The organism is Sphingomonas sorbitolis, from assembly GCF_036663875.1.
Classification (GTDB): Bacteria; Pseudomonadota; Alphaproteobacteria; order Sphingomonadales; family Sphingomonadaceae; genus Sphingomonas.
Genome location: NZ_JAXOJS010000005.1, coordinates 334,502 through 358,475, shown reverse-complemented (window position 1 = coordinate 358,475; position 23,974 = coordinate 334,502). Strand labels below are relative to the sequence as shown.

General features: G+C 67.2%; 22 protein-coding genes. 7 read left to right on the top strand and 15 right to left on the bottom strand.

Annotation, left to right across the window (positions count from 1 at the left end):
• Nucleotides 1–27: 27 nt before the first annotated feature.
• Nucleotides 28–1,065, top strand: a complete 1,038-nt coding sequence (locus U1763_RS16595) for a GGDEF domain-containing protein (RefSeq protein ID WP_332756061.1) — start codon at nucleotides 28–30, stop codon at nucleotides 1,063–1,065.
• A 452-nt stretch (nucleotides 1,066–1,517) separates the two neighbouring features.
• Here the strand turns inward: U1763_RS16595 and U1763_RS16590 are convergent, their stop codons facing one another.
• Together U1763_RS16590 and U1763_RS16585 are read right to left on the bottom strand one after the other, a co-directional pair.
• The gene (locus tag U1763_RS16590; RefSeq protein WP_132895776.1) at nucleotides 1,518–2,135 is read right to left on the bottom strand and encodes a YbhB/YbcL family Raf kinase inhibitor-like protein; all 618 of its coding nucleotides are present in this window, start codon (nucleotides 2,133–2,135) and stop codon (nucleotides 1,518–1,520) included.
• 3 nt (nucleotides 2,136–2,138) lie between these two features.
• Nucleotides 2,139–2,648, bottom strand: a complete 510-nt coding sequence (locus tag U1763_RS16585; protein ID WP_332756060.1) for an Ivy family c-type lysozyme inhibitor — start codon at nucleotides 2,646–2,648, stop codon at nucleotides 2,139–2,141.
• Nucleotides 2,649–2,727: 79 nt separating this feature from the next.
• On the opposite strand from U1763_RS16585, the gene U1763_RS16580 reads away from it, so the two are divergent.
• Together U1763_RS16580 and U1763_RS16575 are read left to right on the top strand one after the other, a co-directional pair.
• A complete protein-coding gene (locus U1763_RS16580; RefSeq protein WP_443026937.1) occupies nucleotides 2,728–3,156 on the top strand; it encodes a DUF1810 domain-containing protein in 429 nt (142 codons plus the stop codon).
• A 79-nt stretch (nucleotides 3,157–3,235) separates the two neighbouring features.
• Nucleotides 3,236–3,361: a hypothetical protein gene (locus U1763_RS16575; RefSeq protein WP_259457500.1), complete on the top strand. Its 126-nt coding sequence runs from the start codon at nucleotides 3,236–3,238 to the stop codon at nucleotides 3,359–3,361.
• A gap of 86 nt (nucleotides 3,362–3,447) precedes the next feature.
• Here the strand turns inward: U1763_RS16575 and U1763_RS16570 are convergent, their stop codons facing one another.
• The 3 genes from U1763_RS16570 to U1763_RS16560 are packed head-to-tail and all read right to left on the bottom strand — an operon-like array spanning nucleotide 3,448 to nucleotide 5,089.
• Entirely contained in the window at nucleotides 3,448–4,089 is a 642-nt protein-coding gene (locus U1763_RS16570) for a heme exporter protein CcmB (RefSeq protein WP_332756059.1), read from the bottom strand.
• The gene (gene ccmA, locus U1763_RS16565; protein ID WP_332756058.1) at nucleotides 4,086–4,613 is read right to left on the bottom strand and encodes a heme ABC exporter ATP-binding protein CcmA; all 528 of its coding nucleotides are present in this window, start codon (nucleotides 4,611–4,613) and stop codon (nucleotides 4,086–4,088) included. The genes U1763_RS16570 and ccmA overlap by 4 nt, the downstream gene beginning before the upstream one ends.
• A 41-nt stretch (nucleotides 4,614–4,654) precedes the next feature.
• Nucleotides 4,655–5,089: a metallopeptidase family protein gene (locus U1763_RS16560; protein ID WP_443026931.1), complete on the bottom strand. Its 435-nt coding sequence runs from the start codon at nucleotides 5,087–5,089 to the stop codon at nucleotides 4,655–4,657.
• Between the two features lie 48 nt (nucleotides 5,090–5,137).
• On the opposite strand from U1763_RS16560, the gene U1763_RS16555 reads away from it, so the two are divergent.
• Nucleotides 5,138–5,434 carry a 4a-hydroxytetrahydrobiopterin dehydratase gene (locus tag U1763_RS16555; RefSeq protein WP_128453864.1) on the top strand — a complete coding sequence of 99 codons (297 nt, stop codon included), beginning with the start codon at nucleotides 5,138–5,140 and terminating at the stop codon, nucleotides 5,432–5,434.
• 125 nt (nucleotides 5,435–5,559) lie between these two features.
• On the opposite strand, the gene U1763_RS16550 is transcribed toward U1763_RS16555, so the two are convergent.
• Entirely contained in the window at nucleotides 5,560–6,351 is a 792-nt protein-coding gene (locus U1763_RS16550) for an SDR family oxidoreductase (RefSeq protein ID WP_332756056.1), read from the bottom strand.
• Nucleotides 6,352–6,406: 55 nt separating this feature from the next.
• Here U1763_RS16550 and U1763_RS16545 point away from each other — a divergent pair, with 55 nt between their 5' ends.
• Together U1763_RS16545 and U1763_RS16540 are read left to right on the top strand one after the other, a co-directional pair.
• The gene (locus U1763_RS16545) at nucleotides 6,407–7,168 is read left to right on the top strand and encodes an ATP-binding cassette domain-containing protein (protein WP_332756055.1); all 762 of its coding nucleotides are present in this window, start codon (nucleotides 6,407–6,409) and stop codon (nucleotides 7,166–7,168) included.
• Nucleotides 7,169–7,178: 10 nt separating this feature from the next.
• Nucleotides 7,179–8,717, top strand: coding sequence for an ABC transporter permease/substrate-binding protein (locus tag U1763_RS16540; RefSeq protein WP_332756054.1), 1,539 nt, complete (start codon nucleotides 7,179–7,181; stop codon nucleotides 8,715–8,717).
• A 156-nt stretch (nucleotides 8,718–8,873) separates the two neighbouring features.
• On the opposite strand, the gene U1763_RS16535 is transcribed toward U1763_RS16540, so the two are convergent.
• Together U1763_RS16535 and U1763_RS16530 are read right to left on the bottom strand one after the other, a co-directional pair.
• Nucleotides 8,874–11,513, bottom strand: coding sequence for a TonB-dependent receptor (locus tag U1763_RS16535; protein WP_332756053.1), 2,640 nt, complete (start codon nucleotides 11,511–11,513; stop codon nucleotides 8,874–8,876).
• An 83-nt stretch (nucleotides 11,514–11,596) separates the two neighbouring features.
• Complete coding sequence (locus U1763_RS16530; RefSeq protein WP_332756052.1) at nucleotides 11,597–12,919, bottom strand: sugar porter family MFS transporter; 1,323 nt, start codon at nucleotides 12,917–12,919, stop codon at nucleotides 11,597–11,599.
• A 159-nt stretch (nucleotides 12,920–13,078) separates the two neighbouring features.
• On the opposite strand from U1763_RS16530, the gene U1763_RS16525 reads away from it, so the two are divergent.
• On the top strand, nucleotides 13,079–14,098 hold the full coding sequence (locus U1763_RS16525; RefSeq protein WP_132734797.1) for a protein CsuE: 1,020 nt from the start codon (nucleotides 13,079–13,081) through the stop codon (nucleotides 14,096–14,098).
• On the opposite strand, the gene U1763_RS16520 is transcribed toward U1763_RS16525, so the two are convergent.
• The 7 genes from U1763_RS16520 to mce all read right to left on the bottom strand — a co-directional run bounded on the left by U1763_RS16520 (nucleotide 14,083) and on the right by mce (nucleotide 23,974).
• On the bottom strand, nucleotides 14,083–16,509 hold the full coding sequence (locus U1763_RS16520) for a DUF3772 domain-containing protein (protein WP_332756051.1): 2,427 nt from the start codon (nucleotides 16,507–16,509) through the stop codon (nucleotides 14,083–14,085). The two genes, U1763_RS16525 and U1763_RS16520, sit on opposite strands and share 16 nt — an antisense overlap.
• A 396-nt stretch (nucleotides 16,510–16,905) precedes the next feature.
• A complete protein-coding gene (locus tag U1763_RS16515) occupies nucleotides 16,906–19,011 on the bottom strand; it encodes an ATP-binding protein (protein ID WP_332756050.1) in 2,106 nt (701 codons plus the stop codon).
• A 52-nt stretch (nucleotides 19,012–19,063) separates the two neighbouring features.
• Nucleotides 19,064–19,426, bottom strand: a complete 363-nt coding sequence (locus U1763_RS16510; RefSeq protein WP_132895788.1) for a lysozyme inhibitor LprI family protein — start codon at nucleotides 19,424–19,426, stop codon at nucleotides 19,064–19,066.
• Nucleotides 19,417–20,478 (bottom strand): biotin synthase BioB, encoded by a 1,062-nt coding sequence (gene bioB, locus U1763_RS16505; protein WP_332756049.1) that lies wholly within the window; start codon nucleotides 20,476–20,478, stop codon nucleotides 19,417–19,419. The genes U1763_RS16510 and bioB overlap by 10 nt, the downstream gene beginning before the upstream one ends.
• Nucleotides 20,475–22,625, bottom strand: a complete 2,151-nt coding sequence (gene scpA / locus U1763_RS16500; protein ID WP_332756048.1) for a methylmalonyl-CoA mutase — start codon at nucleotides 22,623–22,625, stop codon at nucleotides 20,475–20,477. The genes bioB and scpA overlap by 4 nt, the downstream gene beginning before the upstream one ends.
• 130 nt (nucleotides 22,626–22,755) lie before the next feature.
• Nucleotides 22,756–23,541 carry an enoyl-CoA hydratase-related protein gene (locus tag U1763_RS16495; protein ID WP_332756047.1) on the bottom strand — a complete coding sequence of 262 codons (786 nt, stop codon included), beginning with the start codon at nucleotides 23,539–23,541 and terminating at the stop codon, nucleotides 22,756–22,758.
• 10 nt (nucleotides 23,542–23,551) lie between these two features.
• Nucleotides 23,552–23,974, bottom strand: a complete 423-nt coding sequence (mce, locus tag U1763_RS16490) for a methylmalonyl-CoA epimerase (RefSeq protein WP_132735338.1) — start codon at nucleotides 23,972–23,974, stop codon at nucleotides 23,552–23,554.

Here is a 23,974-nt window from a genome sequence, read left to right as displayed (position 1 = left end):
ATGCGCGACGTACAGGCGGCCAGAACTATGGCCGGGTCATTTCCGAACGAGACGATATTCGAACGGATCGGCAGGTTCCTCGACGCGCAGAAACTCAGCCCCGATCCCGCGCATTACGCCTTCGCCTTTGCCGTATTATCGTCGCCTGACAGTGAGTTGGCGGAAGCCGTCCGGCAGCAAACCGACCTCGGCATCAGATTGACCCGACACGATATCGAGCGACTCGGCGGGCAGGTGGTACAGGGTCCCCCCCTCGTCCTGTCGCCCACCGGCGCTGATGCAGCAGCCCCCGCCAAGCCCAGCATCGAGATGCGGACCGACACGGCGATCGCGCTGGTGATCGAGACGCAGCAGCAGGTCGACGGGTTCGCGCAGATCGTGCGAACGATGCAGGCCGAGACCGAAGGTTTCGGACATGAACTCGCGCAAAGCGCGGCGGCGATCACGCATCTGGCCGAACTCGACGAGATCAGCCGCATCACGAGCTCGATGATCGCGCGGATCCACGACAGCGAGGTGCGGTTGGCGCTGGCCACGGCGGAAACCGATGCGCTACGCGCCAAACTGGCCGAAGCCCGGGATACGGCACGACGCGATGTCCTGACCGGCCTGCCCAACCGACGCGCCTTCGAAGAAGCCTATGCCGCGCGCGATCTGGACGCAGGTCCGTACTGCCTGGCGGTCTGCGACATCGATCGGTTCAAGCGCGTCAACGACCTCCATGGCCACGGCGTCGGCGACCGCGTGCTCGTCGCGATCGGCCAAGCCATGGCCGCAGAATGCGCACCGCACCTGGTCGTCCGTCATGGCGGCGAGGAATTCGCCGTGCTGCTCGGGGGGCTGGGCCTGGCGGAGGCGGCCGAGTTGCTCGATTCGGTCCGCGCGGTCGTGGCCGCGAAGCGCTTCCGCAACCGGGAGACCGACACCGCGCTCGGGACCATCACGTTTTCCGCAGGCGTGACGGCGATCCATGCCGACGAGGTCGCCGAAATCGCGTTCTTGCGAGCCGACCGCTTGCTGTACGCCGCCAAGAAACAGGGACGCGATCGGGTCTGCGCCGGTTGATCCCGTAAGTTGGCGGAATTTACGATGGTTTCGTGGTGCGTTTTACCACTCGAAGCGTCGGCAAATCAGAAATCCACGGCGGTTCAACACGTTACGAAACTGGCACGCACCGTGCAATTCATTCGATATCGGCAGCCGGATGGTCCGGCGCCTGACACTCGAAGGAAAATCTCATGTCGATCCGTTTTGAAACCGTCCAGCGTATTGCTTGCTCGTTCGTCGGTGCGATCGTCTTCGCCGCGATCGCCGTCAGCACCGCCACGCCGATCATCCCGATCGCCTGATCCTCGCGTCACGGAGAGCCATCATGGGTCGCAGCATTCTCATAGGCCTCGCCGCCTTCTCGACCACCCTCTTGCTGATCGTCACGCATAGCGGGACGACGCTGGTCTGAGCCGACCTCGGCAGCGTCGGTTCAGCTCCCAGGGCCAAACCGCCACCGCCGCCCTGCGTCATGCAGGCGCACCCAAGCCCACTGGCCCGACCGGTGCCTCCGCCTCGCGCGAATAGGTACCGATCAACAATCCCGCTGCCAGCACATGGCCGGTTATGGCGTCGATCACCGCAGAGCGTCCGGGTGTCGCGCCGACGTCTTCAGCGCCCGCGCCAACCGCGAACATCTGAAACGCATACCGATGATCGCCATGCCCACTCGGTGGATCGGGTGGCAGCCATCCTTCGCGAAGATAGGAATTACGGCCAACGTCGCGTCCTGCCGCATCACCCTCGCCATCGGCGGCGATCGCACCTTCGGCAAGACGCCCGGCATCGGCTTCGAGCCCCCAGACGATCGCATGGACGAGCGGCTGCGGCGTCGGTGCATCGGCATCCTCGACGATCAGCACCATATGCGTGGTGCCGGCCGGCGGTTCGCTCCAGACGAGCGGCGGCGACACGCCTTCGCCATCGGCCGTGAAACGCGGCGGCATCCGGCTCTCATGCGCGAATGCCGGGCTGGTCAGGTCGAGCGTCTCGAACCGGTTGCCAAGCTGGACGATGGCGAGCTTTTCGGCGCCCGCACGCAGACCGCTCATCGCGTGGCCGAGCCACGCCGGGATGTGTTCGAGCATCGCTTATCCTTCGGAAGGGCAGGTTTCGGCACGGCGTACGGGGGCGGCGCCGTCATACCAGTCGCTCCGCGTGCCCATCTTCGCAGCATCATGGTAGCAGACCTGGGTCTTGGCGGCCTTGCTGTCGACGATCACGGTCCAGTTGTGATCGCCGCAATTATGCTCCTCGCAGCCCCAGGCCGCGACGCGCTCGCCGATCTTGAACACCGGCGTTTCGGGCCCCGAACGACCGCGGATCGTCTCGCGCAGTTTCGCATCGCCAACCGCCATGACCAGCCCCGACGCGACATCGGTACGATCGAAGAAATCGACGCCGCCGACAGCGTCATGCGGGTATTTCCCGACATAGGCGGTGATCGGCGTGGTCTGTGCCTGCCCCGGGATCGGCGTCGGCGCGCGCGTCTGCGGCGGCGTGAAGTTGCTCGCGGCAAGCGTGTCGGTCGGGTCGTCCTTCTTGCCGCAACCGCTCAGCAACGGGAGGGCAAGCACCGCGATCATCACCATCGTCTTCATGCGCATTCCTCTTCTGTGCAATCAACGCATCGGCCTTGTCGGGGGTTGCGTCGAGGAGGATCGCGACCATTTCGCGGACATGCATTTCGAAGACATGCCGCACGATCTGACCCGCTTCGTTACCGCGCAACACGGCGTGTACCCGCAGGCGCTTGCCGAACTGCACGCCGGTGCGAAACGCAGCCACTGGATGTGGTTCATCTTCCCGCAGATCGCGGGTCTAGGGCAGAGCATGATGGCACGGACCTATGCGATCGCCGATGCGAGCGAGGCGCGGGCGTATCTTGCACATCCGGTCCTCGGGCCGCGTTTGCTCGAAGCGACCGAGGCCGTGACCGCCGCGCAGGGCTCGGCCGCGACAATCCTTGGCGATATCGATGCGGTGAAGTTGCGATCGTCGATGACGCTGTTCGCGTCGGTCGCCGACGACCCGTCGCCGTTCCGCGCGGCACTCGACCGGTTCTTCGACGGGTCGGCGGACGAGGCGACATTGCACAGGCTCCAATAAGCGTTTTTCGATAAGAGGCGCGCGCGCTGTCGCAACGGTGTAGGATGGTGCGGGGCCTTCCGCCCCATGAGGTGTCGTCATGGCCAAGAGCCAGAAGAAGTCGAGCAAGGAAGTCCGCAAACCCAAGGCCGAAAAAGCGCCCAAGGCCAATGCGTCCAACCCGACCACCAAGGGCAAGCCCGTCGAGATGACGACGCTCAACTAAGCGCGCGCGCCTTCCCTCTCCCCTCGGGAGAGGGCGAGACGCTGGAGGCGGCGAGGGTAAGGACTACCGAGCGCGCCGGTCGCGGCTTAATCGAGCGCGGCGCGGATCGCGGCGGCGGCGATGAACGGTGCCCCCGCGACCAGCACGAGGCTGACCGCGGCGAGCAGTTTTATCGCGCCTGCGCCGCCCGCCGGGTCGAGCGAACCGGCGCCGAAGATCAGCAGTGGCACCGCGAGCGGGAGCATCACCAGCCCGGTGACCGCACCACCGCCGCGCACGCCCGCGACCAGCGCGCTGGTGACGACCGCGAGGGCCGCCAGACCCGGCGTGCCGATGAGCAGGCCGATCTCGACGCGGAGCAGCGTGTCGCCCGAGAGGTTGAGCAGCCCCGCGGCAATCACCGCGGCGAGCATCAGCGGCGGGCCGAAGCTGAGCCAGTGCGCGATCGTCTTGGCCACCGCGACCAATGTCATCGACAGACCGCGCACCGCGAACTGATCGAACACGCCGGACTCCAGATCGGGACCGATCAGACGCTCGACCGGAAGTAGTGCAGCCAGCAACGCCGCGGTCCAGATCACGCCGCCGCCGATCTTGGCGAGCAGCGCGGCGTCGGGGCCGATTGCGAACGGGAACAGCGTCGCCACCAGCAGGAAGAACGCGACCACCAAGGTCACGCCGCCGCTCGACACGCTGCGGCGGAGATCGCGGCGGATCAGCGCGATCACAACGCGATCTCCCGCGCGCCGGGTAGCGACAGCGGGAGATGCGTGGCCACCAGCGCAACGCCGCCGCCTGATCGATGTCGGGCGATCAGCGCTTCGAGCCGCGTGATCGAGGCCAGGTCGAGCCCGTTGGCGGGTTCGTCGAGCAGCCAGACCGGCGCGTCGGTCGCGGCGACACGGGCGATCGAGGCGCGGCGGCGTTGGCCGGTGGACAGGAGTCGGACGGGAATGTCGGCCAGTGCGTCCAGATCGAGCGCCTTTACCGCGCGCGCAATACGCTCTTCCGGGTCTGGCGTGCGGTCGAGGCTCGCCCAGAAGCGCAGCGCGGCGACCAGCGTGCGGTCGGTGTCGAGCGCGCTCGCTTCGGTGAGCAGTGCCTTGTCCGCATGGCACGTCACGGCACCTTCGAACGGTGCGAGCAGGCCGGCGGCGATGCGGATCAGGCTCGATTTGCCGATACCGTTGGGGCCGGTGACGATCGCGGCCTCGCCGGGACCGAGATCAAACGAGACGTTTGAAAAGAGCATTCTTCCGCCCCGCACGCACGCGACGTCGCGAAACGTGAGGGTCACGGAGCGGAGTCTTCCGCCGCGTCTTCAAGCGCGTGCATGTCGTCGTCGCTGAGGCCGAAATGATGGCCGATCTCGTGGATCGTGACGTGCGCGACCAGATCGTCGAGGCGGACGCCGGTCTCGATCCACTCCTCCAGGATCGCGCGGCGGTAGAGGACGATGCGGTCGGGCATCGTGGCGGTATCCGTCGACGATTTCTCGCCGAGCGGACGGCCGTGGTACAGCCCCGACAGATCGAGCGGGTGCTCGAGGCCGAGCGCGGCGAGCGTCTCGTCGTCGGCATATTCCTCGACCGCGAAGACAATGTCGCCGAGATGGACCGCGAACTGCGCCGGCAACCGGGCGATCGTCGCGCGCGCGATCGCCTCGATCGCGTCGGCGTCCGGTGCTTCGCCGCGCGCCTCTGCCCGTATTGCTGCTTGCCCGCTCATGTCGTCAGCCATAGTCGTTGCCCGAGGATAGCGGCAAGGGACACGCGAATGATCGAAGCACTGAACGAGACCGAGCGGGCCGAGGCGCTCGATGGGCTCGACGAGTGGGATTACGACGATGCGCGCGATGCGATCACGCGGACGATCGTGTTCGCCGATTTCGTCGAGGCGTTCGGCTTCATGGCGCAGGTCGCGCTGATCGCCGAGCGCGCGAACCACCATCCGGAGTGGAAGAACGTCTGGAACCGGGTGGAGATTCTGCTGACGACGCATGATGCGGGCGGCCTGAGCCCGCGCGATATCGAGATGGCCGAAGCGATCGACGCGATCGTCGGCGACGCCTGACCTTCCCACCCTCCCCTTGCAGGGGAGGTGGCTGGCGCAGCCAGACGGAGGGGTGATCCGCTGTCGATAGCGCGCTCTCCGTCAGCCAAGTGGCTGCCACCTCCCCTCAAAGGGGAGGGTGAGAGTCATGTCTCGCGAAGATCCCGCCGCATCCGCTTGCGCAGCGCCCCCGGCATCCACCGCGCGGCAAACGCCATGCGGTGCGCGGTCTTGCCGACATAGGTGTGGACCTTGTCGCCGTGCACCGCGGCCCAGGCGGCGTCTGCGACCTTGTCGACGCCGGTCAGTTCGAGCCCCGCGCCGGTCACCGTCTCGCGGATCGAGTGGTTGCTTCCCCCCGCGCCTGAATCGAGCAGCGGCGTGTCGATGAAGCTCGGCACGATCGAACGCACCTTGATGCCGGCCGCCGCCCATTCGCCGTCGAGCGCCTCGGTGATCGCGCGGACGCCGAACTTGGTCGCCGAATAGGGTGCCAAACCCGAAGAGCCGTAGATCGCCGACGCGGAGGCGGTGTTGAGCAGGCACGATCCCGGCGTGCGCTTGAGATACGCATAGCCGATCCGCGCACCGTTCAGCACGCCGACCAGGTTGATCGCGATCACGCGGTCGATCTCGGCGAAGTCGGTCTCCGCGAGCGGCCCGCCCGAACCGATCCCGGCATTGTTGAACAGCACGTCGAGGCGTCCGCCGGTGGTCGCGACGAACGCATCGAGGCAGGCCACCCATGCATCGCGGTCGCGCACGTCCATCGGGTAGGTGGTCGCCATGCCCGCAGGGAGCAGCGCGGCGGTTTCGGCGAGGCCGGCAATGTTGACGTCCGCCAGGCCGACGCGCCAGCCCTTCCGCGCGAACAGCTGCGCGGTGGCCCGACCGATCCCCGATCCGCCGCCGGTGATGAAAATGCTCTGCTCGGTCATGACGCCTCTCTCTATGATTTGATTTTCCGGTATGTTTCCCGCATCCTGCGGGCAGATGCCAGACAATTCCCCCGCGCTCGCTTTCGAACGCGTCACCAAGACCTACGGGTCGACGATCGCGGTCGATGCGGTCTCGTTGGAGATCGCGGGCGGCAGCTTCGTCGCGCTGGTCGGGACGTCGGGATCGGGCAAGTCGACGCTGCTCAAGACGATCAACCGGCTGGTCGAACCAAGCGACGGCCGCGTGACGATCGATGGCGCCGACGTCGCCGCCGAGCCTGCGCCAGACCTGCGCCGACGGATCGGCTATGTCTTCCAGAATATCGGCCTGTTCCCGCACATGACGATCGCCGAGAATATCGCGATCGGGTTGCGGATTGCGGGGCGCAAGGATGCAGCCAAGGTCGGCGAATTGCTCGATCTCGTCGATCTGCCGCGCGATATCGCGGAGCGGATGCCGGAAGCGCTCTCGGGTGGCCAGCGCCAGCGCGTCGGGATCGCGCGGGCGCTCGCGCCGGGGGCGAAGCTGCTCTTGCTCGACGAGGCGTTCGGCGCGCTCGATCCGGTGACGCGCGACGCGCTGGGGACGCGGATCCGCGAGTTGCACGACCGGCTCGGGCTGACGACGATCCTGGTGACGCACGACATGGCGGAGGCGCTGCTGCTGGCGGACCGCGTGCTGGTTATGAAGGCGGGGCGGATCGTCGCCGATGCGACCCCGGCAGAACTAGTCGCGGGCAAGGGTGGCGACGATGCGCAGGCGCTGGTGCGGGTGCCGCGCGCGCAGGCCGAACGCTTGCAGGCGCTCGTTTCGTGAGGGGGGTCGCATGAGCGCGTTTCTCGACGCTCTGGGTCGCGTGCCGCCGTTGCTCGCCGCGCATGTCCTGTTGTCGGCATCGGCGCTGCTGCTGGGGATCGCGATCAGTCTGCCGCTGGGGATCTGGTCGGCGCGCAACGCCACTGTCGCGCGCGTCTCGCTCGGGTTTGCGAGCCTGGTGCAGACGATCCCGAGCCTCGCGCTGCTGGCCCTGTTCTATCCGCTGTTGCTCAGCCTGTCCGCGCTGGTCGGCGGCGGGATCCCGGCGCTCGGCTTCCTGCCGTCGTTGATTGCGCTGACGCTATATGCATTGCTGCCGATTATCCGGAACGCGGTGGCGGGGTTGCACGGGATCGACCCCGCCGTGATCCAGGCGGCGGATGCGGTCGGCATGACGCCCGCGCAGAAGCTGCGGCTGGTCGAGGCGCCGCTGGTCGCGCCTGTGCTGATCGCCGGTATCCGCACCGCGGCGGTCTGGACGATCGGCGCGGCGACGCTGTCGACGACGGTCGGCCAGCCGAGTCTCGGCGACATGATCTTCGCCGGGCTCCAGACGCAGAACTGGGCGCTGGTCCTTGCCGGCTGCGTGTCGGCGGCGGCGCTGGCGCTGGCGGTCGACGCGCTGATCGGCGGAATCGAATATGGTTTTCGCGCGCGGCAACGGTGGCTGTGGATCGCATGCACCGCGGTACTGGTGGCGGGAACCGCGGTGGCGACGCTGCCGCTCTGGCCGAAAAGTGGTGGCGACCGGACGGTGGTGGTCGGCGCGAAGAACTTTTCCGAGCAATATATCCTTGCGCGGCTGATCGGCGATCGGCTCGAGCGCGCCGGCTATACCGTCGAGTATCGTGACGGGCTGGGCTCCGCGGTGGTGTTCGGCGCGCTCTCGGGCGGTGATATCGATGTGTATGTCGATTACGCCGGGACGATCTGGGCGAACGAGATGAAGCGCAACGATGTGCCCGAGCACGGCGCGATGGTCGCGGCGATCGGTGCATGGGCGAAGCGCGAGCACGGGGTCGGGCTGATCGGGTCGCTCGGGTTCGAGAATGCCTATGCGTTCGCGATGAAGGGCGATGTGGCCAAGGCGAAGGGCATCGCCAGCCTCGACGATCTGGTGAAGGCCGCGCCGGCGATGACGCTGGGCAGCGATCTGGAGTTTCTCGAGCGGCCCGAATGGGCAGCGGTCAAGCGTGCCTATCCGCTGCGGTTCGCCAAGACCACGCCGTACAGCCCGACCTTCATGTACCGCGCGCTGGAGAGCGGGAATGTCGATGTGATCTCGGCCTTCTCGTCGGATGGGCGGATCGCCGCCGATGGTCTGGCGGTGCTGAGCGATCCGCGGCGGGCGATTCCGGGGTATGACGCGATCCTGATGGTCGCACCGAAGCGGGCCGCGGATGCGAAGTTCGTGGGTGCACTGAAGCCGCTGGTCGGGCGGATCCCGGTGGAGGCGATGCGCGCGGCGAACTACCGGGTCGATCGTGATGCGGACAAGCAGACGCCCGAGGCGGCGGCGCGGTGGCTGGCGGCGAAGGTGGGACTGTAACTGCCCTCGCCCCTTTGGGGAGAGGGAGGGAGGAGCCGCTCGGCGACGGAAGGGTGAGGGGTGGTTTGGGTCGACGTCCCGTGCCTCACTCCCCTCACCCTCCCACCGCAAGAGCGGCGGGCCCCTCCCTCTCCCCGCAGGGGAGAGGGCCTCGTTTTAGAAGAAGAGCTTGCGGATGCTGAGGCGGACGGTGCGGCCCAGCGGGTCGAGGTAATCCGGCTGGTAGTTGTTCGGGGTCGCCCCCGTCGCGTCGGTCACGCGCTGGCGGGTGTTGAGCACGTTGTCGACCGACAGGCTGATCCGCATGCCGCGCAACCACGGATGCGCCTTCACCCATTCGAGCCGCTGGCCGAGGTCGGCGAACAGCCGCGCGTTGGCGGTGGCGAGACCGCCGAAGTTGAGCGTCTCGGGCGCCGCCGCGGTGCCGCCGTTGACGCGCGTGCCGGTCGCGTAATTGGCGGATATCCGCGCGCCGAGGCCGTTGTTGGTATAGCCCGCCTGCGCTTCCAGTTCATGGCGCGATTGACCGCCGCTGTTGCCGATCGCGTCGCCGTTCAACAGGTTCAGGCTCGGGCCGCCGTTCGCGACGAGCACACGGTCGGTGAAATGCCAGGTATGGTAGACTGCGAACTGGATACGCCCACCGGCTTGGCCGCCACGGCCACCGAAGCCGCGCCCGCCGCCGCCGCCGCCGCCGCCGCCGCCGCCCGGACCACCCCCGCCAGGTCCGCCCCCGCCTGGACCGCCCCCGCCTGGACCACCGCGCGGGCCATCGCCGCCCGCCCCTTCCGGACGACGAAAACCGCCGGGCGGCTGCATCCCCTCGAACGGATTGGGGCCGGTGCCGGCGCGATACGCCTCCAGCTCCTTCTGGATCTTCGACTTGAGCGGCGCGGAGAAATTGATTCCCCAACGCAGTTCGGAGCGGTCGCTGCGCGCGAAATTGATCGGACGGCTATCGACCTGCAGCAGGTTGCCCGCAGCATCGCGCGTGAACCGATCGGGAAATGCCGCCTCGATCGCCGCGGTCGCCGACGGGAAGGCGGCGATCGGATTGTCAACCCGGCTCTCGACATAGTTCGCGGTGATCGACAGGTCCTTGGCGGACCATGGCTTCAACGTCAGCCCGACCTTCTTGACGTGGTTGTTGTCCGACACGAGCCCGGGATTGCCGCCGCTGATCGTCGTCACGGTCGCGGTGGTGCCGCGGACGTAATCGAAGATGCGGACGTTGGGCGTGGTGATCGACGGGTTGCCGAGCTGCTGCGCGGTCGGTGCCTCGTCGGTATCGGTGACCGAGGCGATCACGCGCACGCCCTCGATCGGCGACCAGTTCGCACCATAGCCAAGCGTCGTCAGCGTGCCGAAGTCCGACAGATGATCCTCAGCGAGGTTAAAGTTCGCCGACAGCGTGCCGAGGAACGGCAGCACGTCCTTCGACCGGCTGGTCAGCGGCAGATCGACATTGACCTGGCCGTTGACGGTATCGCGCGACACCTGGCCACGCTGCGTCAGGCCGGCGCGGTAGGAACGGCTGTCGAAATCCGCCGTCTGTCCGCCGAATTTGATCGTCGTCGAGACCGCGCCCGCGGGCAGGCTGAACAGGTTGCCGTTCGCGACCGCGTCGATCTCGCCGGTGTTTTGCGTCGCATAGGCGCGGTTGCCGGCGGCGGCACCGATATCGCCGACGGTGAGCCGCGCGAACGGATTGGCGGTCGGATCGCCGGCCCTGAGCCGTGCCTGGAACGCGCTGGCGTCCACCCCATTCTCGGTGAAGGTCTGCGTGTCGCTACGGTCGTAATTGCCCGTGACGTTCCAGCGCCACGTGCCGATATCGCCGTTGAGCGTGGTGCCGAGATGCGCCGCGATCGACGCGGTGCGCTGGGTGAGCGGCAGGAAGCCATCGTCGTTGAGCGCCCGGTACACCGGGGTGGTGCCGCCGACATCGAGCGTCGCGACCGGCAGGCCGTTCAGGCTGCGGCTGTCGGTCGATTCGAGGCGACCGTTGATCGTCGCGCCGACCTTGCCGATGTTGCGCGCATACACGCTGTTCACGGTGAAGGTGCTGCTGGCCGACTGAAGCGTGCGGAACGGTCGCTGATCGACGATCGCGTTGTCCGCGCCGACCGCGCTGGTCGCGGTCGCCGTCGGCGCTGCGATGTCACGCTCGGATTCGGTCAGCGCCGAGGTCGAGGTGTATTCGGCATGCAGATTGACCCGGCGATCGCGGGCGATGCTGAGCAGGTCGAGCTTGGCATCGGGCGAATTGCTGCCGCTTTCGGTGGGCATCTTGTCGACCGCCTCGGCGGTCACCGCGCGGAAACGGCGACGCAGCACGAAGTTCACGACCTTCTGGTCGGCGCGATAGCCGTATTTGAGCGCGACCTCCTCGGGCAGGATCTCGACGCGCTGGATCGCCTCGGTCGGGATGTCGCGGATTTCGCTGAAGCTGGAGATGCGGCGGCCGTTGAGCAGCACCACCGGCGCGCCGCCGCTGCCGCGTCCGCTGGTGGTCTGCGGGCTCAGTTCGCTCAGCAAGTCGGAGATCGAACTGACGCCGTAGGAACGGATCTCGGCCTGGCCCAGCGTCTGGTCGGGGGGAATGTCGCCAATCACCGCGCCGGGCAGTTTGCGCGAACCGGTGACGACGATCTCCTCGGATTCGGCGCCCTCGTCCTGCTCCTGCGTCTGCGTCTGCGGGGCGGACGCGGCATCGGCGGCGGGTGTCGACGGCGCCTGTTGCGCCGCCGCCATCGCGGGCATGCTTACCGCCAGAACCAGACCCAGTTTACGCATACCCGTCACCCCGATGATCGACCGTCGATCCGGTGCCCGCCTAGCCGCGAATTGTCGCAGGATTATGCCGGTTCGACGACCGATCAGCGCGCCATGAGCGCGTCCATCTCCTCCAGCGGCACGCCCTTGGTCTCGGGGAAGTAGAGGAACACCGTCACGAACTGCACCGCCATCATCGCGGCGAAGAACAGGAACGGCAGTCCGGCCGACCATGCCGCGGCGATCGGGAAGACCTGCGCGATCACCGCGTTCCAGCCCCAATGGCTCGACGAGCCGATGCTCGATCCACGCGCGCGGACGTTCTGCGGGAAGACCTCCGAGATATACACCCAGATCACCGCGCCCGAGCCCGGCGCGAAGAACATGATGAAGACGATCAGCGACGGCAGCAGCAGCCCGTGCGGCACTACCCCAAGCAAGGCGAGCCCGCCGACGGTGAGCGCGCCGGTCATCCCCGCCGAGCCCCAGAGCAGCAGCGTGCGCCGCCCGATCCGGTCGATCAGCAGCATCCCGAGCAGCGTGAAGACCATGTTGGCGACCCCGATCATCACCGCCTGCAGATCGGGCGACAGGCTGCCACCCGACGCCTTGAAGATGTCGTTGAGGTAATAGAGGAACGCGTTGATGCCGCTGAACTGGTTGAACATCGCGACCAGGAAGGCGAGCGTGATCGGCTTGCGGTGGCGCGTCCAGGAGAGCGCAGCGTCGCCCTTCGGCGCATCGAGATCCTGCCGCGCGATGTCCGGGCTCATGCCAACCAGCGCCAGCACGTCCCTGGCCTCCGCATCGCGTCCCTTGGCGAGCAGCCAGCGCGGCGAATTGGGGATGCGGAACAGCAGCGCGAAGAAGACCAGCGACGGCGCCGCGACGATCCCGAGCTTCCACCGCCACTCGACATCGCCGAGGTCGAGCGCGCCGATGATCGCGTTCGACACATAGGCGAGCAGGATGCCGAGGATGACCGCGAACTGGAATCCGCCGACCATCTTCCCGCGCTGTGCAGGCGGGGCTAGCTCGGCGATATAGGCGGGCGCGAGCACCGACGAGCCGCCGATCGCGATGCCGTTGATGAAGCGGAAGCCGATGAAGCTGTGCCAGTTCCACGCCAATGCACAGCCTAGCGCGGTGACGACATACAGGAAGGCGAGCATCCGCAGCACGTTGCGACTGCCATAGCGATCGCCGGGCATACCGACGAACAGCGCACCGATCAGCGTTCCCCAGAGCGCCGACGACACGGTGAAGCCGAGCCACGCCTCGCTCAACGCGAACTTCGCCTTCAGCGCGCCGGTGACGCCCGCGATCACCGCGGTGTCGAAGCCGAACAACAGCCCCGCCAGCGCCGCGGTGGCGACGCTCGCTATGAGGACGGTGCTGGAGCGGGTTTTGGAGGGGGCGATCGTCATGTCGGCTGTTTCGAATGTTTCGGCGGCCCCGGCAAGGCCATCGCAGGCCATTTCGACCTGCGGAAAGACCCGAAACAGGTTCTTCAAAACGCATTAACGAATGCCGGCCAAGGATCTCCGCCTATCTTGTGCCTGGGGGCCGACGCGTTGACGACCGGATTGACGAAACTATTCTTCACCCTCGTGGCCTGCACGCCGTCCTCGGCCTGGGCGGCGTGCGCGGTCACCAATACCGGCCCGACCGCGCTCGGCACCTATTCCCCCCCGGCGCTGGTCGCTGGTGCGCCGCCGTACAGCGCCGTGCCGGGCGGCTTCGATTGCCCCTCCACGGTCATATCGTTGCTGACGGGCAATTTCCTGCGCGCGACGGTGACCAGCGCGGACGGGTTCAAGCTGACCTCGACCAACCTCGCCGATACCGTCACCGCACGCTACGTCGTCGCTGCGGACAGCGCCGGGACCTATCCGTTCACGCCGGGCACGCCGTTCGTCTACATGAATGGCGGCATCATCAACCTGCTCGGACTGCTGGGTGGATCGGCGCGCAACGTCCAGGTCCATGTCCGCCCCTCGTCGCTGACCGCCGTCGCGCCGGGTACGTACAAGGGCAGCTTCACGATCGGCTGGGAATGGCGCTTCTGTTCGCTGCTTGGCGTCGGTTCGCTATGTGCGGGTACGCTCGACCAGAGCAGCGCCGTCACCTCGGCCAAGGTCGACGTGACGATGATCGTCTCGGCCAGGCCGGTGGCGGTCGTGATCACCACGCGCACGACCTATGATCCGATCTCGACCACCAACAATCCGCGCGCGATCCCCGGCAGTAAACAGCGCACGACGATCACGCTGACCAACCCCGACATCGTCGCGGTCGACGCCAATTCGGTGGCCGTGGTGCTCCCGACCCCCACCCGCGCCGCGGTCGCGCTGGACGGCGACGGGACCGCCTCGTCCGCGTTCGTGACCACCGCGGAGGGATCGCCTGCGTCGTCGCTGGCGGTGACCTATGCCACCCCCGCGAGCGCGACCGACGACGTCGATTTCTCGGCGAACGGCGGGACGAGCTGGACCTATGATCCGACCACCACACCCAAGGCGGTCACCACCATCCGCATCCGCCCGCGCGGTACGATGGCGGCAGGGTCGAGTTTCAGCGTGTCGCTGCCCTACGCCCTGTTCTGATCGGAGCTCTGATCCGAGTTCTGACCAGTATTTTGATCGGCTACGGGCGAGCCCGGCAGCGCGCCGATCAGCTCCATCTTGGTCGCGGTCGAGCCGACCTCGATCCCGGCCTCGCGGAATTGGCGGAGGAGCGTAAACAGCAGTTCGCTGCGGATCGGATAGGCGTCCCGCGGGCTCGCCACGTACGCAAAGCAGTTGAACTTGGCGCGGCCGGCGTCGATCGAATCGATGAACACCTTGGATTCGGGATCGTCGAGCACCTCGTGCTTCTCCGCGAACGCCGCGAACAGCATCGTCCGCACCGCGTCGAGATCCTCCTCGAGCGGGACCGAGAATTGCAGCTGGATCCGGCCGATCGGCGCGGCCAGCGTCATGTTCTGGATCGTCTTGGTGATCAGTTCCGAATTGGGCACGATCAGCGTCGAGCGATCCGCGACCTGGATCTCGGTCGAGCGCACGTTGATGCGCTTCACGTCGCCCTCCATGTTGCCGATCCGGACGAGGTCGCCGATCTTTACCGGGCGCTCGGCGAGCAGGATCAGCCCCGAGACGAAGTTCTGCGTGATCGCCTGCAGACCGAAGCCGATCCCGACCGACAGCGCTCCGAGCACCACGGCGAGCTTCTCCATGCCGATGCCAAGCGCGCCGAGCGACCACAGCACCGCGGCGATGATGCCGGCATAGCGCGCGACCATCGTCACCGAATTCTGCGCGCCGGCATCCATCGCGGTGGTCGGCAGATAGCTGTTCACCAGCCAGTGCTGCAGCCCGCGCATGATCGCCAGCGCGACGAACAGCACCGCGATCGAGCGCAGCACCGCCCCCGGTGAGATCGTGACCTGGCCGATCGTGATGCCGCTCGCGACCGTGCCGAACAGCTCGAACACCGAGCCCACTCCTGCCCCGAACGGCGCCATCACCGCACCGACCGCGAGCATGATCAGCAACAGCCGCAGCACCGCCGACAGCAGCACGCCGATCTGGTCTACGGTCTTGTTGTCGACGCCGAACCCGCTGTTCGCCGACCGCCCGAGCCGGTTCCCGCTCGACAGCAGCGTCCGGCACGCATCGTCGGTGAAGGTCATCATCAGGTACAGGCTCGCGCCGACGATCGCGCCCCAGACCAGCCAAGTCGCAACCTTCAGCGCCAAGTTCACATAGCCGATCAGCCCGGCGCCGAGCGCGACGATCAGGACCAGCCAGACCAGCGTGGCGACGATCGCGAGCAGGGTGTTGCGCGCAGGCTTCGACGGATCAGGCAGCGCGGCGGCGCGTAGCCTGCCTAGCGTCACCAGGATCGCGCCGAGCAACACGATATGGAGAAGCGCGACGACCGCGTTGGCCGCACTCGACGCGGGCGCGCTGACGCCGATCAGCGTGTTGGTCGCGATCAGCAACTGGCCGAAGAAGATCAGCGCCGCCGCCATCCAGCTATACGGCCTGAGCGCCTGCGCGGCGGCGTCGCCGATCGGTAGCAACCGCCAAGTCGGTTGGGTCCGCAGCAACAGCGCGCCGCCAAGCGACGACACGAACGCGCAGAACCACGAAATCCCGACGAAGATCGCGCCGAACCGACTCCACGCGGGCGAGACGAGCCCACCCCAGCGCAACGACGCGACGATCGCCCACGCCGCAAACCCCGGCAGCGCGGTCCCGATCACGACCAGCCACAGTGCATAAGCCGAACGCCGCAGACGGCCGCCGGGCGTATGGTTGGCCGCATAGCGTCGACCGACGCCGTGCAGCCAGCGCCGCAGCGGCACGATCAGCACCAGCGCGGCGAGCATCCCGACGAGCAGGCCGGTACCCGCACGGGTATCGAACCGCGTGCCGAACTGACGCACCTCGACATTGGCGAACCGCGTCAGTCGCGCGGTGTCGCGCGGCAGGTGATCGACGATCGCGGCCCACAGCGTCGGCGACAGCGGCGAGCCGGTGTTTTCGGACAATTGCTGGCCGAGTTCCTCCGCCTCGGCCGCCCCGATATCGTCGATCTGCTGCTTGGCCTCGATCCCGATCAGCCGCGCGCGCTTGATCGCCGAGTCGATCGCCGACTGGCTTTGCGCGAGGAGCTTGCGTTGCTGACGGATCTCGGGGGCTTCGACGACGCCGGGGGTGGCGGCGCCAAGTTCGGTCACGCGCGCCTGAACCAGCGCCATCTCGGGGGTGAGCGTGCGGACCGCGTCGGCAGCGGTGGTCTGCACGACCTGCGCGCGATCCCGCAACGCCTGCCGCGCCTTGTCGTCCCGCGCGGCGGGGGTGGCGTCGTCGATCGCCTGGAGTTCGGCCGAGGCTTGGGTCAGGCTGGCGGCGACGGTCGCGACCTTCGCCTCGTCCTGCGCGATCGCGGGGAGCGCGGTGACGGCGGTGACCGCGAGGAGGAGCGCGGCGAGGTAACGGAGGAGTGTCATCCGGGGTGCTGTACAGTGGCGGGAGGGGAAACGGGAGGGGGCGGCGCTAAGCTCGGGTCGGGGCACTATCGCCGCGGCTATCTGCGCCGCTTTGGGGTGGTGCTATCGGAACACAATGCAGCAGATACAGCCGTCGCCTGCACCCCTTTGTTCTCCCGCGAAGGCGGGAGCCCAGACTGGGCCCCCGCCTTCGCGGGGGAACAAAGGGTGCGCGGTCCGCTCGCCTCGCAGATGCTGGGAGGAATGCCGCCCCCTCCGTCACCCCGGCGGAGGCCGGGGCCCACCTTTCCGCATACCCAGTTCGATCGGATGTGCGGAACGGTGGATGGCGGAACGAACCCGGCATGACGGGGCGATAACTACAGACGTTGGCTAGAGAACTGAACGGCGCGCCGCTTAGTCCAGTTCGAGGATCACCTGATCCACCGCGAGGCTATCCCCGGTCTTGGCGGCAACCGACTTCACCGTACCCGTCTTCTCGGCGCGGAGGATGTTCTCCATCTTCATCGCCTCGACCACGGCCAGCGGCTGCCCCGCCTCGACCTTGTCACCGGCCGCGACGTCGAGCCGCACCAGCAGCCCTGGCATCGGGCAGATCAGGAACTTCGACAGATCGGGCGCGACCTTCTCGATCAGGTGCGCGGTGTACGGCGCGACGCGGGCGGGCAACACGCGCGCGACGTGGCTTGCGCCGCGGGTCGTGAGCTTGAAGCCGGCGCGGGCCTTGGCGATGCGGATCGTCAGGTGCTCGTCGCCGTCGATCCCATGGCCGTCCGCGACGACCATGCGGTCGCCGGGCGTGTATTCGAGCGCAAGATCGAGATCTTCGCCATCGACCATGATGCCGTCGGTCGAGACGGTCACCGCGTGGTCGGTCTTGTCGATCGTCACCACCCAATCCGCCGGCGGGCGAAGGCGCTTGCCGAGCTGGCCGTCGATACGGCGCGCACGATCGGCTTCCGCGGTGGCGGCGAAGGCGGCGACTGCGGCGAGCGTCTTGAGGAGTTCGGCGTTGGCGGGGGCGCCGTGGAAGCCCTCGGGATATTCCTCGGCGATGAACCCCGTCGTGAGTGCGCCCGACTGGAAGCGCGGATGCTGCATGATCGCCGAGAGGAAATCGATGTTGTTGCCGGGGCCTTCGAGCTCGAACGCGTCGAGTGCGGCGATCTGCGCGGCGATCGCACCGTCTCGCGTTGGGGCCCAGGTGATGAGCTTGGCGATCATCGGGTCGTAGAACATGCTGACCTCGCCGCCCTCGCGGACGCCGTCGTCGACACGGACGTACGCATCTCCCCTCCCGCTTGCGGGAGGGGTCGGGGGAGGGGCTGACCCAGCGGCGTCGTGTTCGGCGTGTATGTCACGCCCTCCCCTAACCCCTCCCGCAAGCGGGAGGGGAATGCTTGTCTCGGGCGGATTATACCGCACCAGACGCCCGATGCTCGGCAGGAAGCCGCGATACGGGTCCTCCGCATATACCCGGTTCTCGATCGACCAGCCGTTCAGCTTCACCTCGTCCTGCCCGAACCCGAGCGGCTCGCCGGCAGCGACGCGGATCATCAGCTCGACCAGATCCAGCCCGGTAATCTCCTCGGTCACCGGATGCTCGACCTGGAGCCGGGTGTTCATCTCGAGGAAGTAGAACCCCTCCCCCGTGGTGTCCGCGCCCGAGACGATCAGCTCGACCGTCCCCGCGGAATAATAGCCGACCGCCTGCGCCAGCGCGACCGCCTGCTCGCCCATCGCCTTGCGCATCTTTGGCGTCACGAACGGCGACGGCGCCTCCTCGACGACCTTCTGATGCCGCCGCTGGATCGAACATTCGCGCTCGTTGAGATAGACGATGTTGCCGTGCTGGTCGCCGATCAGCTGGATCTCGATGTGCCGCGGCGATTCGATGAATTTCTCGATGAACACGCGGTCGTCGCCAAAAGACGCTAGCCCCTCGCGCTTGGTCGCCTCGAAGCCTTCGCGGACGTCCTGTTCGCTGTAGGCGAGCCGCATGCCCTTGCCGCCGCCGCCGGCCGACGCCTTCATCATCACCGGATAGCCGATGCCACCGGCGATCTCGACCGCGTGATCGGTGCTGTCGATCTCGCCGAGATAGCCCGGCACGACGTTGACGCCCGCGGCCTTGGCGAGCTTCTTCGATTCGATCTTGTCGCCCATCGCGGCGATCGCGTTGGGTGGTGGCCCGACGAAGGCGATCCCGGCATCGGCGCACGCCAACGCGAAACTCTCGCGCTCGGAGAGGAAGCCATAGCCCGGGTGAATGCAGTCCGCGCCGGTTTCCTTGGCCGCGAGCAATATCAGCTCGGCCTTGAGATAGCTTTCTGCGGCGGGTGCCGGCCCGAGCCGGACGGACTCGTCGGCCATCAGCACATGTGGCGCGCGCGCGTCGGCGTCCGAATAGACTGCGACGGTCTTGATGCCCATCGCCTTGGCGGTCCGCATGACGCGGCATGCGATCTCGCCGCGATTGGCGACCAGGATTTTCTTGAACATCACTCGCCCTAATCTGTGCCGTCTTGCCGGACGCGGTCCGGGTGCGGACTGGTTATTGGTACCACATCATCGTCTTGAGCTGCTTCGTGCGCGCTTGCGTCAGGTCGGTCCGGCACCCGGCAATCGTCATGCCCTGAGCCGAACCGCCGGCATATTGCCCGCCTTCGATCACGCACTGCGTATCGCGGAACTTGAGCCACGCGCGCTGGCTCTCCAGCAGCGCCGCGGCATAGCCGAAGCCGCCGCCACGCGACCCATCCTGCGCATCGCGGCCCTTCATATAGGCGTAGGTTCGCTTCCACTGCGCAGTCATCGCCGCATCCGCCCGCGCATAACTCGTACCGGCCGACGCGTTCATCGTCGCCTGCGACTGCATCGGAGCAGCCGCGGTCATGAGAAGTGCGATCAGCAGCATGTCTTGGCCTCCCGCATAGGCTCCGCGCCGACCATCGGCTTCATCCCCAGCTTCGCCAGCAGCGTCGCGTCGGCGCTGTCGCCCGCGTTGCCGGTGGTGAGCAGCTTGTCGCCGGTGAAGATCGAGTTCGCGCCCGCCATGAAGCAGAGCGCCTGGGTTGCCTCGGACATGCTCTCGCGCCCCGCAGACAACCGCACCATGCTCAGCGGCATCGTGATCCGCGCGACGGCGACCGTCCGGACGAACTCGATATCGTCGATCTGTGCCATCGGCGTGCCGGCGAGCATGTCGCCGAGCGGCGTGCCCTTGACCGGGACCAGCGCGTTGACCGGCACGCTCTCGGGATGGCGCGGCAGCGTGGCGAGCGCGTGGACGAAGCCGACGCGGTCGCTGCGCGTCTCGCCCATCCCGACGATCCCGCCGCAGCAGACCGAGATCCCCGCGTCACGCACGTTCGCCAGCGTCTCCAGCCGATCGCCGAAGGTGCGCGTGGTGATGACGTTGCCGTAATTCTCCGGCGAGGTGTCGATGTTGTGGTTGTAGTAATCGAGGCCGGCGTCGGCGAGCTGCTTGGCCTGATCCGCGTTGAGCATGCCGAGCGTCATGCACGTCTCCAGCCCCATCGCGCGGACGCCTTCGACCATCGCGACGACCTTCGGCATGTCGCGCGGCTTCGGGTTCCGCCAGGCGGCACCCATGCAGAAACGCTGCGAGCCGGCGGCCTTGGCTTGGGCTGCGTCGGCAAGGACGGCGTCGACGTCCATCAGCTTTTCCGCCTTCAGGCCGGAGTCGGACGAGGCCGACTGCGAGCAATAGCCGCAATCCTCGGGACAGCCGCCGGTCTTGATCGACAACAACGTGCAGAGCTGGACTTCGCCGATCGCGTGGTGCGCGCGGTGGACGGTCTGCGCGCGGAACATCAGATCGTCGAATGGGAGGTCGAACAGCGTGGCGATCTCGGGCCGGGTCCAGTCGGTGCGGGCAACGGGAGCATCGCGCACCAGGCTCGGAGCCACGGCATGTGCGAGAGTACGGAGGAGGGTATCGGTCATTCGGCGGCTTCCTCTTGCGGGGCCATGTTGTGGCCGAGGAGTTTCAACACGTCCTCGGCGGCCTGGATCAGGTTGGTGCCGGGGCCGAAGATCGCCTGGACCCCGGCATCGCGCAGCGCCTGATAGTCCTGTGCGGGGATAACGCCACCCGCGATCACCTTGATATCCGCGCGGCCCGCCTCGCGGAGGTAGCCGATGAGCTCGGGTATCAGCGTCTTGTGGCCGGCGGCGAGGCTCGAGGCGCCGACGATGTCGACGTCCTTTTCCAGCGCGAGCGCGGCGGCTTCGGCGGGGGTCTGGAACAGCGGGCCGGGAACGATCTCGAAGCCGAGGTCGCCGAACATCGATGAGACGAGGTTCGCGCCGCGGTCATGGCCGTCCTGCCCCATCTTGGCGACTAGCATACGAGGTTTGCGGCCCATCCGGCGTTCGGTCGCTTCGACGCCGTCGGTCAGGCGGGTCCAGCGCGCGTCGTCCTCGTACGCGCCGCCGTAGATGCCGGAGACGGGGGTGGGTTGCGTGCCATAGCGGCCGAACACGTCCTCCATCGCGGACGAAATTTCGCCGAGCGTGGCGCGCGCGCGGGCGCAGTCTACGGCGAGCGCGAGGAGGTTCTCGGAGCCCTTTGCGCCTTCCCGCAACGCGTCGAGCGCGGCGCGGCACGCTACTTCATCCCGCGCGGACTTCACCCGCTCGATGCGTTCGATCTGGCCTGCCCTCACCGCGACATTATCCACGTCGAGGATCTCGATCGCGTCCTGTTCGGCGAGCTTGTACTTGTTGACGCCGACGATGACGTCCTCACCGCGATCGACGCGCGCTTGGCGGCCGGCGGCGGCTTCCTCGATCATCGCCTTGGGCCAGCCTGCCGCGACCGCCTTCGCCATGCCGCCCTCGGACTGGATGCGCTCGATCAGGCTCCACGCGCCGTCGACCAGCGACTGCGTCAGGCTCTCGATATAATAGCTGCCGCCGAGCGGATCGACGACCTTGGTCATCCCCGTCTCTTCCTGGATCACGATCTGCGTGTTGCGCGCGATCCGCGCGGAGAAGTCGGTCGGCAGCGCGATCGCCTCGTCGAGCGCGTTGGTGTGGAGCGACTGCGTGCCGCCGAGCATCGCCGCCATCGCCTCGATCGTCGTGCGCATGACGTTGTTGTACGGATCCTGCTCGGTGAGCGAGACGCCCGACGTCTGGCAATGCGTGCGCAGCATCTTCGAGCGCTCGTCCTGCGCGCCGAGCAGCGTCATCGCGCGGTGCCAGAGGACGCGGGCGGCGCGGAGCTTGGCGATCTCCATGAAGAAGTTCATGCCGATCGCGAAGAAGAACGACAGGCGCCCGGCGAACTTGTCGATGTCGAGGCCTGACGCGACGCCGTACTTAACATATTCCATGCCGTCGGCGATCGTGAAGGCGAGCTCGTGGAGCTGCGTCGCCCCCGCCTCCTGCATGTGATAGCCGCTGATCGAGATGCTGTTGAACTTGGGCATCTCGCGGCTGGTGTAGCCGAAGATATCCGAGATGATCCGCATGCTCGGCTCGGGCGGGTAGATGTAGGTATTGCGGACCATGAACTCCTTGAGGATGTCGTTCTGGATGGTCCCGTCGAGCAGTTTCCGGTCGACGCCCTGCTCCTCGCCGGCGACGATGAAGAAGGCGAGGATCGGGATCACCGCGCCGTTCATCGTCATGCTGACCGACATCTTGTCGAGCGGGATCCCGTCGAAGAGGATCTTCATGTCCTCGACCGAGTCGATCGCAACGCCTGCCTTGCCGACGTCCCCGGTGACGCGGGGGTGGTCTGAGTCGTAGCCGCGGTGGGTGGCGAGGTCGAATGCGACGCTCAGGCCTTTCTGGCCGGCGGCGAGGTTGCGGCGGTAGAACGCGTTCGAGGCTTCGGCGGTGGAGAAGCCGGCGTATTGGCGGATCGTCCAGGGGCGGCCCGCGTACATCGATGCGCGGACGCCGCGGGTGAAGGGGGCGAAACCGGGGAGGCCGGGGTCGGTAGTGACGTCGTCCGCGGTGTAGAGCGGTTTGACGTCGATGCCCTCAGGGGTCGGCCAGGTTAGGTCGGCGCCCTTTACTTCCTTGGCGGCGAGCGCCTGCCAGTCGGCGAGCGTGGGAGCGGATTGGGGCTTGTCGGTCATGCTGAAAACACCACCCCGGCGAAGGCCGGGGCCCAATTGGAAAGGTTGCTGTAACGGAGAGTAGCACCAGCCAAGGCGCCGTTGCCCAATTGGGCCCCGGCCTTCGCCGGGGTGGTGTTGGCTGCGGAGGTCACTTGCCCGTGAACACCGGTTTGCGCTTTTCGAGGAACGCACGACCGCCTTCCATCGAGTCCGCAGACCCCCGCGCGTCACGCTGGTTCGCCGCCTCGGCCTGCATCGCGGTGGCGTAATCCGTCTCGTACGCCGCAGTGATCGCTCGCCGCATCAACCCGAGCGCGACCGTCGGCATCGCCGCCAGCCGCTCGGCCAGCGCGAACGCCTCGGCGTCGAGCGCATCGTCCGCGACGACCTTATGCACCATGCCCCAGTCGAGCGCCTTGCCCGCCGGTACCCGCTCGCCGAGCATCATCATCTCCGTTGCCCGCGCCTTGCCGATCAGCCGCGGCAGCATCCACGACGCGCCGCCATCCGGCACCAGCCCGATGTTCACGAACGCCTGGAGAAAATACGCACTCTCGCTCGCCACGCAGAAATCCGCGGCGAGCGCGAGACTGCACCCAATCCCCGCCGCCGGCCCGCGAACCGCGCTCACCACCGGCACCGACAGATCGGCGATCACCGTCATCGTCGGGTTATAGCTGCCGGTCAGCGCCGCAAACGTCGCCTCGCCCGGATTGTCCGAACCAAGCGCCCCGCCCCCCACATCCGCGCCCGAACAGAACGCGCGGCCGGCACCTACAATCAGCACAGCGCGCGCGCCATCCAGGTCGTCCAGCGCCGCGCGCAACTCCTCGAACATCGCCGGCGGTGCGGCGTTCAGCCGGTCGGGCCGGTTGAGCGTCAGCACCAGCACGTCGCCGCGCCGCTCGCTCAGGATATGCTCGTACGCGGCCATCAGATCTCTCCTAGTGCGCGCCGGTATCGCCCGGCGTCTCCATCAACTCGACCAGCATGCCGCCAAAGTCTTTCGGGTGCACGAACACGATCGGCGTGCCATGCGCGCCGATCCGCGGCTCGCCCAACACGGTCGCACCCTTCGCCTTCAGGTCGGCGACCGCCGCATGGATATCGGCCACCTCGAAGCAGACATGATGCTGCCCACCCGCCGGGTTCTTGCGCAGGAAGCCGGCGATCGGCGAGCTCTCGTCATACGGCTCGATCAGCTCGATCTGGGTGTTCGGCGCATCGATGAAGCAAACTTTCACCCCCTGCGCTGGCAAGTCGAACGGCTCGCCGATCGCGGTCGCGCCGAGCAGCAGGCGATACGTCTCGACCGACTTCGCGATCGACGGAGTCGCTACCCCGACATGGTTGAGCCGGCCCAGCAT